The 12495-nt window shown below is 54.3% G+C and carries 15 protein-coding genes; 7 read left to right on the top strand and 8 right to left on the bottom strand.

The window, feature by feature from the left end:
- Positions 1-44: 44 nt before the first annotated feature.
- The gene (locus ACG98I_RS11235; protein ID WP_394719581.1) at positions 45-1388 is read right to left on the bottom strand and encodes an IS256 family transposase; all 1344 of its coding nucleotides are present in this window, start codon (positions 1386-1388) and stop codon (positions 45-47) included.
- Positions 1389-1467: 79 nt separating this feature from the next.
- Between ACG98I_RS11235 and ACG98I_RS11230 the strand changes: the two genes are divergently transcribed.
- Positions 1468-1920: a hypothetical protein gene (locus ACG98I_RS11230; RefSeq protein WP_394720728.1), complete on the top strand. Its 453-nt coding sequence runs from the start codon at positions 1468-1470 to the stop codon at positions 1918-1920.
- 385 nt (positions 1921-2305) lie between these two features.
- On the top strand, positions 2306-2989 hold the full coding sequence (locus ACG98I_RS11225) for a response regulator (protein WP_394720727.1): 684 nt from the start codon (positions 2306-2308) through the stop codon (positions 2987-2989).
- 19 nt (positions 2990-3008) lie between these two features.
- Here ACG98I_RS11225 and ACG98I_RS11220 read toward each other — a convergent pair whose 3' ends face one another.
- Together ACG98I_RS11220 and ACG98I_RS11215 are read right to left on the bottom strand one after the other, a co-directional pair.
- Entirely contained in the window at positions 3009-3407 is a 399-nt protein-coding gene (locus ACG98I_RS11220; RefSeq protein ID WP_394720726.1) for a VOC family protein, read from the bottom strand.
- A 49-nt stretch (positions 3408-3456) separates the two neighbouring features.
- Complete coding sequence (locus ACG98I_RS11215) at positions 3457-5031, bottom strand: ATP-binding cassette domain-containing protein (RefSeq protein WP_394720725.1); 1575 nt, start codon at positions 5029-5031, stop codon at positions 3457-3459.
- A gap of 232 nt (positions 5032-5263) precedes the next feature.
- Here ACG98I_RS11215 and ACG98I_RS11210 point away from each other — a divergent pair, with 232 nt between their 5' ends.
- Both ACG98I_RS11210 and ACG98I_RS11205 read left to right on the top strand, forming a co-directional pair.
- Positions 5264-5860 (top strand): adenylate kinase, encoded by a 597-nt coding sequence (locus ACG98I_RS11210; RefSeq protein WP_394720724.1) that lies wholly within the window; start codon positions 5264-5266, stop codon positions 5858-5860.
- A gap of 9 nt (positions 5861-5869) precedes the next feature.
- Entirely contained in the window at positions 5870-6184 is a 315-nt protein-coding gene (locus tag ACG98I_RS11205; RefSeq protein WP_394720723.1) for a CHY zinc finger protein, read from the top strand.
- Positions 6185-6190: 6 nt separating this feature from the next.
- Here the strand turns inward: ACG98I_RS11205 and ACG98I_RS11200 are convergent, their stop codons facing one another.
- The 4 genes from ACG98I_RS11200 to ACG98I_RS11185 all read right to left on the bottom strand — a co-directional run bounded on the left by ACG98I_RS11200 (position 6191) and on the right by ACG98I_RS11185 (position 8668).
- Positions 6191-6775 carry a hypothetical protein gene (locus ACG98I_RS11200; RefSeq protein WP_394720722.1) on the bottom strand — a complete coding sequence of 195 codons (585 nt, stop codon included), beginning with the start codon at positions 6773-6775 and terminating at the stop codon, positions 6191-6193.
- Positions 6776-6849: 74 nt separating this feature from the next.
- On the bottom strand, positions 6850-8199 hold the full coding sequence (locus ACG98I_RS11195; RefSeq protein WP_394720721.1) for a M20/M25/M40 family metallo-hydrolase: 1350 nt from the start codon (positions 8197-8199) through the stop codon (positions 6850-6852).
- 35 nt (positions 8200-8234) lie between these two features.
- Positions 8235-8366 (bottom strand): hypothetical protein, encoded by a 132-nt coding sequence (locus tag ACG98I_RS11190; RefSeq protein ID WP_394720720.1) that lies wholly within the window; start codon positions 8364-8366, stop codon positions 8235-8237.
- A 47-nt stretch (positions 8367-8413) separates the two neighbouring features.
- Positions 8414-8668, bottom strand: coding sequence for a hypothetical protein (locus ACG98I_RS11185; protein ID WP_394720719.1), 255 nt, complete (start codon positions 8666-8668; stop codon positions 8414-8416).
- 195 nt (positions 8669-8863) lie between these two features.
- Here ACG98I_RS11185 and bioB point away from each other — a divergent pair, with 195 nt between their 5' ends.
- The 3 genes from bioB to ACG98I_RS11170 are packed head-to-tail and all read left to right on the top strand — an operon-like array spanning position 8864 to position 11083.
- Positions 8864-9844 carry a biotin synthase BioB gene (gene bioB / locus ACG98I_RS11180; protein WP_394720718.1) on the top strand — a complete coding sequence of 327 codons (981 nt, stop codon included), beginning with the start codon at positions 8864-8866 and terminating at the stop codon, positions 9842-9844.
- Positions 9844-10116, top strand: a complete 273-nt coding sequence (locus ACG98I_RS11175; protein WP_394720717.1) for a hypothetical protein — start codon at positions 9844-9846, stop codon at positions 10114-10116. Before bioB ends, ACG98I_RS11175 begins: the two co-directional genes overlap by 1 nt.
- Positions 10117-10147: 31 nt before the next feature.
- A complete protein-coding gene (locus tag ACG98I_RS11170; protein WP_394720716.1) occupies positions 10148-11083 on the top strand; it encodes a Sir2 family NAD-dependent protein deacetylase in 936 nt (311 codons plus the stop codon).
- On the opposite strand, the gene ACG98I_RS11165 is transcribed toward ACG98I_RS11170, so the two are convergent.
- A complete protein-coding gene (locus ACG98I_RS11165; protein ID WP_394720715.1) occupies positions 11080-12318 on the bottom strand; it encodes an esterase/lipase family protein in 1239 nt (412 codons plus the stop codon). The two genes, ACG98I_RS11170 and ACG98I_RS11165, sit on opposite strands and share 4 nt — an antisense overlap.
- Positions 12319-12495: the final 177 nt, after the last annotated feature.

Genomic DNA, 12495 nt, shown 5'->3' with positions numbered 1-12495 from the left:
GAGCGTGTCAAGTATTTTGTGTGTGGGGCTTTCGGTCTGAGTGTTTATAGGTAGTTCGTAAAGCGTTCGGGATAGGCCACGGCCATTTGGTTGATGGCTTGTTTCCAGTTGGTGACTTTCCTGCCTTCGATGAGTCTTCCGCTGGTCGCGGCGGCTTTTCGACCTTCTTTAGCTCGTTTGGCCGCGCGTTTATCTTCGATATTGCAGATCATCAACCACAGCGTCTTAATCGCGGAATCATCATTGGTAAACTGCACGCGGTTGCGAGTGGCTTTACGCAGCTCGTTATTCATCGACTCAATGGAATTAGTCGTATAGATGACCTTTCTGGCCATGGGTGGGAACTGCAGAAACGGCACGAACCGCTCCCACGCATCGGACCAGACTTTCACTGATTGCGGATATTTCTGGCCCAATTCTGATTCGGCGAATTCATCCAACGCTGCGCGCGCGGTTGACTCATCTGGGGCAGTGTAGACCTTCTTTAATGCCGCAGATACCGCCTTACGGTCGCCATAAGCCACCCACCGATTCGCAGCCCGAATCAGGTGCACGACACAGGTCTGCACCATCGAATCCGGCCAGGTCGCTTCGACAGCTTCCGGCAAACCCTTCAAACCATCGCAGCAGACGATGAACACGTCCTGGATACCGCGGCTAGCTAAGTTTGCGCATACATGTGCCCAAAAGGATGCGCCTTCTTCTTTCGCCAACCAGATGCCCAGGATGTGTTTGATACCGTCCATATCCACCCCGATGGCCAAATACGCGGACTTATTGACCACGCGCCCACCGTCACGGACTTTAATTCGTAGCGCATCAAGAAATATCACCGGGTAGAACTCGTCTAACTGCCGGTTCTGCCACATCATGACCTCATCTAAGACAGCATCCGTGACTGCTGAAACTGTCTCATGGGAGATATCAACTTTCATGGCTGTGGCCATATGATGCTGAATATCACGAACGGTCATACCCCCGGCATACAAACTGATGATCATGTCATCAACATCAGTCAGCCGCCGAGAGCCTTTCGGCACCATAGTAGGCAAAAACGTGCCTTCACGATCCCTAGGCACAGTGACATCAACCGGACCATAGTTCGAATCAACCTTTTTGACATAGGAACCATTGCGGTAATTATCGCCGCCACCGGCCGCTTTAGCCTCACGATCGCCTTTGGAATACCCCAGGTGAGCATCCATTTCCGCTTCCAGGCCGCGAGTGACCGAGGCCTGCAACAAGCCACGCACTAAATCATTAGCATCCGTTGCTGTTGAGCCGAGCTCGTCAATAAGCTTGGCTATCTCCGGGTTCGCCAGCAGCTTTTGCTCGATTGCTTTGATCTTCGCGGAATCTTCCGGGTCTCGTTTCGCCACAGAATCCATTATGGTTTATCTCCTTCATGTAAGGGAAACCCCTCACACACAAACCATTAGACACTCTCCGGGGCAAGCACGGACATCGATGAAAGAAGTCCGAGGGCTGCTTCGTGCCTTAAGCACGGATGATGCGCCCCGTGAGAATAAACCAGCACCGTCTATTACTGCCCAATTGCAAAAGACAACGCACCAATTGAAAGAGCACGGCTTCACCGTGAAAACCACGGGTAATAGCCCAGCTACTCGTCTGAGCGCTGATGAACTGATCGTGCTCAAGGAAGTCTTTGGTGAGTTGGCTACCAATATTGTGAAATACGCCGAGCCAGCATCCACGGTGACTATTGACTTCAAAGACAGTAATGAAGGTATCCACGTGAGCTTTGCCAATGCCATTACCACTGAGCGAAAGCCCTCACACTTATCAACTGACATGGGGTTGCCTGCGCTCGCGCAGTTGATGGAAAGCATCGGAGGAAGTATTGCCACGACGTCGAATTCTGAGAGCTGGCTTACTGAGCTGGAGCTCACCACATGTTGAACCGGACTACCCCAAAGGGAGGTCACTTAGGTCTCACATTACGCCGAGGTCTGGTGCGTAATGTCGACACAAACAACAATTAACAGTGGCGATAGGTAGCCATTAGAAAATATTCAGAATACGTCCGCTGAGGAAAGCAGGAACTGGTTGAAAAGATCATGGCGTACGCGCAGACTCGTGTTCACGGTGGCTTTGGTGTCCACGGTGGCTTTATCTATTCCTGCTGCGTCTGCCAGCGCGGCAACGACAGTTCATGCCGTTGAAGAGTCCATCCAACCGTCCGAGAGCGTCCTAGCTGTACCCGTTCACATCTGGTCCGGAATCAAGGGCTGGTTTAGATGCAAGAACGATTCACGCTTTGCTTGGTGCAATTAAGAAAATGTTGATGAACAAGAATAATACCTCCACCATTTGGGTAATGGTTGTTGATGATGATCCAGAAGTTCTGCAAGGAATGCGGACTTATTTTTCCTCTACCCGCGATATCCGCGTGGTGGCTGAAGCCAGCGATGGGCTTGAGGCCTTAGCTCTGCTTAAGACCACGGACGTTGACATCGTCCTCGCGGATATTCACATGCCCCAGATGGATGGCGTAACCCTCATGCATGAGATCAAAAGGCGTGAGAACCCGCCTGTATTTATGGCAATGACTGCCTTGGATCAGGATGAAACCATGCTGGAAGTTCTTGCCGGTGGGGGAGCTGGTTATATCGTGAAAAGCTCACGCCCGCAGGCGATTATTAATGCCTTGCGTGATGCGGCTACTGGTGGAACGATTGTGTCCCCGCATGCGCTCAAACGCTTGGTTAATCATCTTCCGAATCAGGCACTACGGGGAAACTATCACGGAGATTCACCAGAAGCCGATGACATCGTGCTGAACACATCAGAAGAGCGCGTTTTGTGGCATTTATGCGATGGTAAATCGAATGCACAAATCGCAGAAGCACTGAATTTCTCAGAATCCACGGTCAAGAAACTAGTCTCCAACCTCATCAGTGTTTTCGGTGTGACCTCACGGTTGAGCTTGGCAGTAGCGGTCATGCGCTCTGGGAAATTAGACAGCTAATCCGCTGAGTGCAATAGAATTAGCCCTGTGGGGTTTCCACGTTGAATCCCCAATCCACGCCGAATTTATCGGTCAGGCCGCCGAACATAGCGCCCCATTGCTGTTCGGATAGTGGCATGTGGACATCGCCACCTTCCGAAAGTGCTTCGAATTGGGATTTCATGGTTTCGACTTCATCGCCCCAGATGACAATGTTCATGCGCTGTGCACCAGAATCTTCGGTTCCGAGCTCCGGGTTATCGGCGCACATGATGTCCCATCCTGCATCCGTGATGAGATGACCGTGCATGATGCGGCCATCGTCGCTCTCTGGCCATTCAATGACTTCAAAGGATCCGCCGAATACGCCTTGGTAAAACTCCAGTGCTTCGCGCGCGTTTCCGCGAAATCCAACATAGGTGGTTGCTTTGATTGACATGGTAAACACCGTCCTGAAAAGAGTGAGTGTGTGGTGAACGCGAGTGTACTTATTCTTCGGGTTCCCCAAGAGTGATCGTGTGGTCGATTCCGATCTGCTCGCAAAAATCATTGTCGTGACTGACTACGATTAAGGCGCCGTTGTAGCTGGCTAGGGCATCGATAAGCCATTGCGTGGTGGAGATATCCAAGTTATTGGTTGGCTCATCCAGAATTAACAACTGCGGTGCGGCCAGCGCATTGCATGCGAATTCCACGCGGAAACGTTCCCCGCCTGATAGTTGCCTCATGTGCTGATGCACCGTGTCATTATGAAACCGCAGCCGCGCGAGTTGATCGCGGACATCTTGTGGCTGCCATTGAGGAAGGCGCTGCAACACGGTGTCAAAGACGGTTAGCTGCGGATCGAATTCAATACGCTGACGAATGAAACCAACACTGCCCAGGACATACTCGACTCCTGCAGCCGTATTCTGATTCACAATGTGATTAAGCAACGTGGTCTTGCCAGAGCCATTATTGCCCGCAATGCGCAGATGCTCAGGTCCTGCCATGATGAACTCGTCGCGTTCTTCCTTATTACTAGGTACGTGTAGGTGCAGTACTTTAGTACCGGCCGCAAGCCTCGTCGGCGGTAATTCGATGTACACGGCGGAGTCCTTACGCACTTCGCGTTCCGCCGTATCGAGTGTTTGACGGGCTTCGGCTATTCCTTCGTCATGTTTACGAGTTTCCCGCGCCGCAGTATTCTGCGCTCGGACTTTATCGTTTCCTAATGCAATTCGTGATTTGCGACGATTAATTACGTTTTTCTTTCCTTTCCGTGCGTTGCGGGCAAGTTGTTTTTCCAGCGCAATACGCTCGTCCTTTTCTCTCTTCAAGGTTGACTTGGCATCACGGACGCGTTGCGCAACAGCTTGCTGCTCCGATTCAATTGCCTCGCTGTAGCTGTCATAGTTTCCGGTGAATTGGCGCAATGAGCCAGCGTGGATCTCCGCAATTTCATCAACGTGCGCGAGTAGATCTCGGTCGTGGCTGACCACGATGGCAGGGATAGAAGATGAACGCAGCAGGTCAATCAGCTTCTGCTTGGCATCGGCATCAAGGTTATTTGTCGGTTCATCAAGTAGCACCAGGTTGGGATTCTTCGCATAGACCGCTCCCAAAGCCACGGTGACGGCCTCACCGCCAGATAGCGTGCCGATGTTTCGATGCACATCCAGCTTGCCGATTCTTCCTTGGGTTTTCTCTTCAATATCCCAATCATCACCGATGATGGCAAGGAGTTCTTCGCTATATTCACCCGACTCCACAAGCTTGATGGCGCGCAGGATGCCCGCGATGCCAAAGACATCAGCGATGGTAGAAGAAGTTTTCAGCCCCAAATCTTGTGGCAAATAGCCGATATTGTCAGGCACCTCAATGTGCCCGCTGGTCGGGGAGTGCTCACCCAAAATCAGTTTGAGCAACGTAGATTTGCCCGAACCATTATCACCAATCAGACCGGTTAAGGGAGCAGAAAATGTTCCGGAAATGCCTGTTAAGCATGCAGTGCCATTGGGCCAGGTGAGGGAGACTTTGTTGAAAGTGACAGCAGAAGATGAGTGGTTATTGAAAGTAGACATGAGTACAACGCCTTAATACGCAGTGGATGATTTTCCCTGCTGAAGGCATAGTTGTGTTTACGCGCTCCAGCAGTGTTTATGCGGTAGGGCGTGCAATCTTCACGTCTAATCCTGTTCTTCGGCAATAGATACGGCAATGACGTTAGCAGTATTAGTTCGCTAGCGCTAGAGGCAATCCGCACGCTAGAGTTATGACTCTTCTTTAACATCACTGCACTTTGAAAGGTTTTCCATGTCACGCGCCTCAACCTTGGATGTGGTTTACGCACGCCGGATTGTCTTTCAGGGTGTTACTGGTGCGGGCAAATCGACCGCAGTGGAGAAGTGGGCGAAGCTCATGGGGCTCAAGGCCATTGACTATGACAATGATGTTTTATGGATGCCCGCCGCGGAGTCGCCGTGGACGATTTATTCAGCTGAGCAGCAGCGCGATCGCGTGATGAAACAAATGGAATCAGGCGCCTGGGCGATGGCCTCGTGCGGTTCGAAGGCGGAAGATATCGTCTTTCCACAAACCGATGTGATTGTGTACTTGGATTACTCACCATGGGTGACATTCCGGCAGCTTTTCAAACGCACGATTACTCGGTCGTTTAGGGGTGGGACGTGCTGCAATGGAAACCAAGAATCCCTCAAGCTGTCTTTGATGAGCAAAGACTCGATCTTTTTGTGGTGGATGCAGAGCTGGCGCGAGAAACGCGCGGATGCACGAGCTGCCGAAAATGATTCATTGATGCCACCGGTTTATCGCCTGACTCATCCGCGTCAGCTGGAAGCACTCATCCGTTATGCACCCGGGTTAGCGGATGCTGAAGCTAGCCGTGGTTAAGCTGGTGCCATGGCACAGATTCATGGTCAAATAATTGATGCAGCAGGTCGCTGCGCGCACTATCACTCAGACGTAGACGTTATTGCTAATAAGTGTGCTGTCTGCGGAACTTACTGGGCGTGCTATCAATGTCATGCCGAAGAACATGACCATGCATTTGGGGCAATGGACCTAGAATCGAAAGCTGTCATGTGTGGAGCATGCGGGCATGAGATGAACTTTGATGAGTATGCCGGAAGCACAAATAGCTGCCCACAATGTGGACAGCTATTTAATCCGGGGTGTTCGCTACACCGCCATATTTACTTTCAACTCAATGAGTAGGTCAGCTTAGACAGAGGAACCCTGGAAGTTGGAGGAGCCCTGCTCAATGGCATCGGTAGCCATCTTGAGTGCATCTGGGATGCGGAAGGTGACCACGTTGGCTACAGGAACATCAACGGTTGGCATGCCTGGCTGAACCAGAACTGGGATGACCTGCTGGCTATTGTTGGTATTTCCAGAGTTGGTGTTTCCGGAAGTGTTGCCGGAATTGGTGTTTCCAGAATTATTTCCGGAGGTATTTCCTGAATTGGAGTTGCCGGAGTTGTTGTTACCGGAAGTATTGCCGGAGGTGCCGCCGCCGTTGAGGTTGCAGCGTTCGATTGCTTCATCCATGCGGCCGATGGCTTCGCGGATTTCACCACCGCGTGGGTGGAAGTTTGCTGCGGCAAGCGCCTGGTTCTTCTTGGAGTTGTAGTCAGAAGCGTTGGTGTACTGGGATTCAGCCTGAGAACAAGAAATCTGGCCAGAAGGCATCTTCGCCAACATGTCATCTACTACGTCAGCGGATGCGATGGCTGGGCTGGCAAGGGTGGCAGTGAGGGCAGTAGCGGCTGCAAGCAGCCCGGTCTTCGCGGAAATCAGTTTTGGCATAAGCGCATTATGTCACATCAGTAACACTCGCAAAACCGCTACAGCCTGTGAATTCCCTGGCCGGAGCACACAGGTTACATCACGAAATTGGAAACCAGCATGTCATAAGCACGAACAGTCAATTCCAAATCTTCTAAATAAAGATGCTCATCGTGGCTGTGCAACTGCGAATTGGCACTCGCCATGTCTCGGGCGCGGGCGTGCATGGCAAAACCATATGCCCGGCCACCATTCGCACCCTCCAGGCGGCGTGCGAAGCGAAGATCTGAGCCTCCCGTGGCATGGACGGGGACTACTTCGGCATCGGGGAAGAACTCTTTGGTGGTGGCAACGATGGCGTCCCAGAGGGGGCCATCGGCAGGCGAATGCGTCGCGGGTTCAGTAATGAGATGCTCGATTTCTACCTCACCGGCCAAATCACCCAGCGCCTCGCGCAGGAAGATATCCAAATCTTCTTGGGTCTGGCCAGGGAAGGGGCGGATATCCATTTCTAGCCACGCGTGTGATGGCAGGACATTAATCGCGCCGCCCGCGCGGAGGACTGTTTGCGCGATGGTGGTGTGTGAAAACGCATGCGCGTAGGCGGCGAGCTGGCCGAAGTTTTCATAATCGGCATCGGTGCCGGTGCCATTGATAAGCGCCTGCTCCGTTGCCGCATCAAACTTGAAGGCCTGAACGAATCCTTCCCACGTCTCATTGGACACTGCGGGCGGCTGCGCGGCGGCAATGCGGCGGGCTACCTCCGCAATCTTTGCCACGGCAAAGTCCTTGCCAAAGGGCGTGGAGCCATGCCCGGCATCACCATGGACATGAAGGCGGCGCTGGCCCGCGCCTTTTTCACCCACGTTGAAGCCGATGGCGTCACTGCCATCAGTGACGGGAAGGTGCGAACCGCCGGTTTCAGACAGGCAGTTGCGCCAGGAGAAAGCCTCCGGCTGGTTCTCTGAAATCCACTTGGCGCCCAAACCACCGCGGGCTTCTTCATCCGCCAGGCCAACGAAGGTCAACGTGCCTTTCGGGCGTTGTCCCTGCTGCGCTTTGCGCGCGATTTCACGGGTAACGGCTGCCTGGGATGCGGTAATAAAGAGCATGTCCACCGCACCGCGTCCATAGAGCTTGCCGTCTTCGATATGCGCCGCAAATGCCGGTTTAGTCCACTTCGGTTCATCAACGGGCACAACATCAATGTGGCCCAAAAGTGTTAGCGGCTCTGCCTGCGGATCGGTGCCTTCCACGGTAAACGCCACCGACACACGGCCGGGGTGGGGCTCAAAGCGCTGTACGGAGGCGCCGGTGCCTTCGAAGAACCTCTCCAAGGTTGCCGCATTGCGGTATTCCTCGCCCGAATCTGCCGTTAAATCATTCACGCACGCATTGCGGATGAGTTCTTGCAGCAGTTCCAACGTGTCATCATAAAGGCTCATACTTGCCCATCGTAGTGCTCTAATGCGTGATTAGTTCAAGATCGATTAGCTTTCTTGCTGACGCTGCGTGCCACAAAATAGCCCACCACCGCGGCAATGATCATGATGATGGCTAATTCAATGTCGCCAACAGGAATGCCGAGCGCGGTGATAAGGGTGGTCGTCACAGCAAGGCGACAAGGAATGCGAGTGGGGCAAGAATCCATTTCATAGGTTATTCAACTTTCTTGTTGGTGGTGGCAATGAGAAATGCAGCGCCCATTATGGCAAGCACCGAACCATATCCCAGCAGGAATGGGAGGTGAAGGCCCAGGCTGAATCCGAGTGAGATGCCGGCTGCGGCAACCGCGCAGGCAGCGCCGATGAGAGAGACAGCGCCGAACGTCTTCATGAATCCAGGGCGTGCGTGTGCGGGGAGAGTGCGCCGGGACAGGGTGAATGCGATGAATCTTGCATAAAACGCCAGCATGTATGTCTTTCTTTCTGTTAAGTCTGCCCGCAGTAGTTTTTCATATAAAAGATGCTTAGTTAAGGGATTGCGAGAAAGCTGGGACTTTCGTTCATTTTTTGGGGATCGAATGAAGTACCCTACAATGAGGGGATTGAACGGCGTTTAAGTCCAATAATTAAACGGTGTTCAAATCATGGTTTATGCTGCTGTGTCATGACTATCATTGACATCGCACGCGAGAAGGCGCTCGGGCAAGGCATCGGGCTGAACAAAGAGGAACTCACCCAGGTGCTCACCTGTGATGATGCGCAGCTAGAAGAGCTGGCGGACATCGCGCACCAGACTCGTTTGAAGTGGTGCGGCCCGGCAGTGGAAGTGGAAGGCATCATTTCCATCAAGACCGGTGGCTGCCCAGAGGACTGCCACTTTTGCTCACAGTCGGGACTGTTTCAATCACCAGTGCGTGCAGCTCGTTTGGATATAGCGGAACTGGTGGAAGCAGCGAAGAAGACACAGAAGTCGGGCGCAACGGAGTTTTGCATTGTCGCAGCCGTCAAGTCCCCGGACCAGGGGCTTCTGGACCAGGTTGCGGTGGCGGTCCAAGCGATTGAGCGCGAGGTGGATATTGATATCTCTTGCTCCTTGGGCACGTTGAGCCCAGAGCAGGCGCAGCAGCTGGCGGAGATGGGCGTCAAGCGCTATAACCACAACCTGGAAACTGCACGCAGCTTCTTCCCGCAGGTTGTCACCACGCACACCTGGGAAGAGCGCAAAGAAACCCTGGATCTGGTGCGTTCGGTGGGCATGGAAGTGTGCTCCGGCGGCATCATCGGCATGGGCGAATCATTGGAGCAGCGCGCGGAATTCGCGGTGCAGCTGGCAGAGATTTCCCCCTGCGAGGTACCCATGAACTTCCTGGATCCACGCCCGGGTACTCCTTTTGCTAACCGTCCACTGGTGCCGATGGGTGAGGCACTGCGCGCGGTAGCCGCTTTCCGTTTGGCCATGCCATCGACCACCCTGCGTTTTGCTGGTGGTCGTGAGCTCTCCTTGGGTGATGATGGCACGGAGAAGGGGCTGCTCTCAGGCATCAACGCGATTATCGCCGGCAACTACCTGACCACCCTGGGTCAGCAGATTGAAAAGGACATTGACATGCTTGGTCGCATTGACCTGCCCATCAAGGCCCTCTAATGTCGCGAAAAGACGCCACGTGGCCGCCACAGCTGAGTGAGCTGTCCGCGGCAGTCGCAGCAGGTGAAGCGCCTATCTTTCACCCCAACACGGGGCAAGAATTAAGCGCTGAGCCCGACATTCGCTTGCATGCGGCCGCCGCAGAGGGGTTGGATGTGCCGCGCTATTGCCAGGTGTGTGGCCGGCGCATGGTGGTGCAAGTACGTCCCGATGGCTGGATGGCGCATTGCTCCCGCCACGGCGATTTAGATTCCTCCCTGCTGGACAATTAGCTACAAGGGCTGAAGCATTAAGCTGAAAACCATGGCTTTTCATGATGCAGCTGTTGAATTAGCGCACCGCTCCGCCCTGCGCTCCATCGCGCGAGTCGTGGAGGACACCGCCGTGCCTACCCCGCCGGACAAGGCGCTGGGGGACATCGTTAAGCAACTGCATCACGGCCCCGTGGTGGTGCTGACCGGGGCGGGCGTGTCCACCGACTCCGGCATTCCGGATTACCGCGGGCCGCAGGGATCGTTATCGCGGCACCGCCCGATGACCTATCAAGAATTTCGCTATGACGCCGCGGCCTCTCACCGTTATTGGGCGCGCAGTTTCGTCGGCTGGCGAGTAATGAACCAGGCTCAGCCCAACCGCACGCACCACGCGCTGGTGGAATTTGAGCGCGCCGGGCTGATTAATGGCGTCATCACCCAAAACGTCGATGGGCTGCACAAGCTCGCGGGCACGACAAATCTGGTGCCGCTGCATGGCGATATGGAATCCGTCATGTGCCTGGAATGCGGCACGATCGAGGATCGTCATGATTTTGATGTACGCCTTGATGCGCTCAACCCGGGTTATCTGGATTCACTTCTCGTCAGCGCTGACATGGTCAATCCCGATGGTGACGTCGCGCTGGATGATGCCGCGGTGGCGCGTTTTCACATGGCGCCGTGCATTAATTGTGGCTCGGTGAAGATGAAGCCGGACGTGGTGTATTTCGGGGAATCGGTGCCGCAAGCGCGTAAAGAGGCTGCATATGCATTGCTTGCCGATGCCTCCTCGCTGCTCGTTGCCGGCTCATCCCTTGCGGTGATGAGCGGTATGCGTTTTGTGCTGGAAGCCCGCAAGCATGACAAACCGGTTGCGATTATCAACGGCGGCCCCGGCCGCGCCGATACCCGCGCTACCACCCTGTGGCGCACCAAAGTCGGACCGGCCTTTGATGCGCTGCTGGATGAGCTTGATTTGTCTTAATCGGAAGTTGATTTGACCGAGGAATCGCGCTTGCGGCTGGAATATGGGCCCAGCTGGCGCAGGATGGTGCGGGCGATGACGCGGACGCGTTTATCTACGGGGAGATCGTGGTGCATGATGACCGCGCGCTGGTCAAAGTCCTGAACGTAGATATTGCGCACCGTGCCATTTTTCACCTTGTGTGGCGCAAGGAAGCAGGTTTCCGGGGGAACTACGACAGCATCCGAGCGGGTGACAATATTGGTATACGTCACGCCTTCATCCAGGTCGCCATCGCGGTTGACCTCATTGAGAATCTCGCTGCCCACGATTTGCTGCTCGCCGGCCGGGCCAAAGTAGGCCTCGATGATAGATGACATCACGCTATCGGCCCGGCGATTAGTCACGAGCGTGGACAGGATGCCGCCCTTGGTGGTGCCGTGATTCGGACTACCCATGCACATCAAATGCTTGACGTACTTCGCGCCGCCAAGCTGCCGCATCCAATACCTGGCCACCAGGCCGCCTTGGGAATGACCCGCGATGATGACCTTCTCCGCGCCGGTCGCGTGCATGACTGCCTCGATATACGCACCGACTTGTGCCGCTGATTCTGGAATCAGTCCTGTTGCGCGCGTGCCATAGTCCGGCGCAAACACCGCCCAGCCATCTTGGCGTAAATCTGAACCAAAAAGCTGCCACACGCCCTTTGAGTCGCACGTGCCGTGTAGCAAAATCACCGGCCACGGACGATTCGCGCTCAATTGTGCTGTCCAGTCATCTTCAAAGATGCCGCGCGGCTTGAGCCGTGCGCCCAGGGGCAAGGACTTAACGGGGCTGCCGGAGCCGGCGTGCTCCATTCCTTCATTTGAGGTAGCCACCCCGGTGCGGGTGCTGGGCTCATCCGAATCCTCATCAGCACCGGTGGTGTCAAAGCTCGCCGATTGCGATGGATGCGAATGCAACCGTGCGGCAATTTCCGATGCCACCTCATTACGCAATGACACTGCTGGTGCTGTCGAGGAAACACCCACGCGCCCGGGACTATTGCGCCATTCCTTCAGCTCCGCTATCGCGCTCTCAATTGGCGCGAATGGCCCATGCGGTGACTTTGATGAATCCGTGCCTTGCTCGTCTTCGTCTGTACTCGCAGTCTGGTCTTGGGAGTCCTGTTCCTCATCATTCGACGTGAGGAAGTTCTTGAGGTGTTCAGAGATGACAGCGCGGAGTTCGGCTAATGAATCTTGAGCGGGCAAAGGATAACCTCCCAATCATGGTGCTCAAACCCATTCTAACGACTTTGCACTGTTGTCAACGCCGGCCAGAAAGCGGTTATTTCAACCATTGAAGTTTCGGTGGCGGAACTCATGAGTGAAAAGATGTTGGCATTGAGAGGCCAAAACCCGACCAGAAAGTTAAATAGGTAAGCCTCA

The sequence above is a fragment of the Corynebacterium sp. L4757 genome (assembly GCF_043673995.1).
Lineage (GTDB): Bacteria > Actinomycetota > Actinomycetes > Mycobacteriales > Mycobacteriaceae > Corynebacterium.
The sequence above is the reverse complement of the archived record's forward strand: the minus strand, read 5'-3'. Positions and strand labels throughout refer to the sequence as shown.

Coding starts and splice junctions, on each gene's coding strand:
- ACG98I_RS11235 (WP_394719581.1), bottom strand. CDS start 1,388: ATGGATTCTGTGGCGAAACGAGACCCGGAAGATTCCGCGAAGATCAAA.
- ACG98I_RS11230 (WP_394720728.1), top strand. CDS start 1,468: ATGAAAGAAGTCCGAGGGCTGCTTCGTGCCTTAAGCACGGATGATGCG.
- ACG98I_RS11225 (WP_394720727.1), top strand. CDS start 2,306: ATGAACAAGAATAATACCTCCACCATTTGGGTAATGGTTGTTGATGAT.
- ACG98I_RS11220 (WP_394720726.1), bottom strand. CDS start 3,407: ATGTCAATCAAAGCAACCACCTATGTTGGATTTCGCGGAAACGCGCGC.
- ACG98I_RS11215 (WP_394720725.1), bottom strand. CDS start 5,031: ATGTCTACTTTCAATAACCACTCATCTTCTGCTGTCACTTTCAACAAA.
- ACG98I_RS11210 (WP_394720724.1), top strand. CDS start 5,264: ATGTCACGCGCCTCAACCTTGGATGTGGTTTACGCACGCCGGATTGTC.
- ACG98I_RS11205 (WP_394720723.1), top strand. CDS start 5,870: ATGGCACAGATTCATGGTCAAATAATTGATGCAGCAGGTCGCTGCGCG.
- ACG98I_RS11200 (WP_394720722.1), bottom strand. CDS start 6,775: ATGCCAAAACTGATTTCCGCGAAGACCGGGCTGCTTGCAGCCGCTACT.
- ACG98I_RS11195 (WP_394720721.1), bottom strand. CDS start 8,199: ATGAGCCTTTATGATGACACGTTGGAACTGCTGCAAGAACTCATCCGC.
- ACG98I_RS11185 (WP_394720719.1), bottom strand. CDS start 8,668: ATGCTGGCGTTTTATGCAAGATTCATCGCATTCACCCTGTCCCGGCGC.
- bioB (WP_394720718.1), top strand. CDS start 8,864: ATGACTATCATTGACATCGCACGCGAGAAGGCGCTCGGGCAAGGCATC.
- ACG98I_RS11175 (WP_394720717.1), top strand. CDS start 9,844: ATGTCGCGAAAAGACGCCACGTGGCCGCCACAGCTGAGTGAGCTGTCC.
- ACG98I_RS11170 (WP_394720716.1), top strand. CDS start 10,148: ATGGCTTTTCATGATGCAGCTGTTGAATTAGCGCACCGCTCCGCCCTG.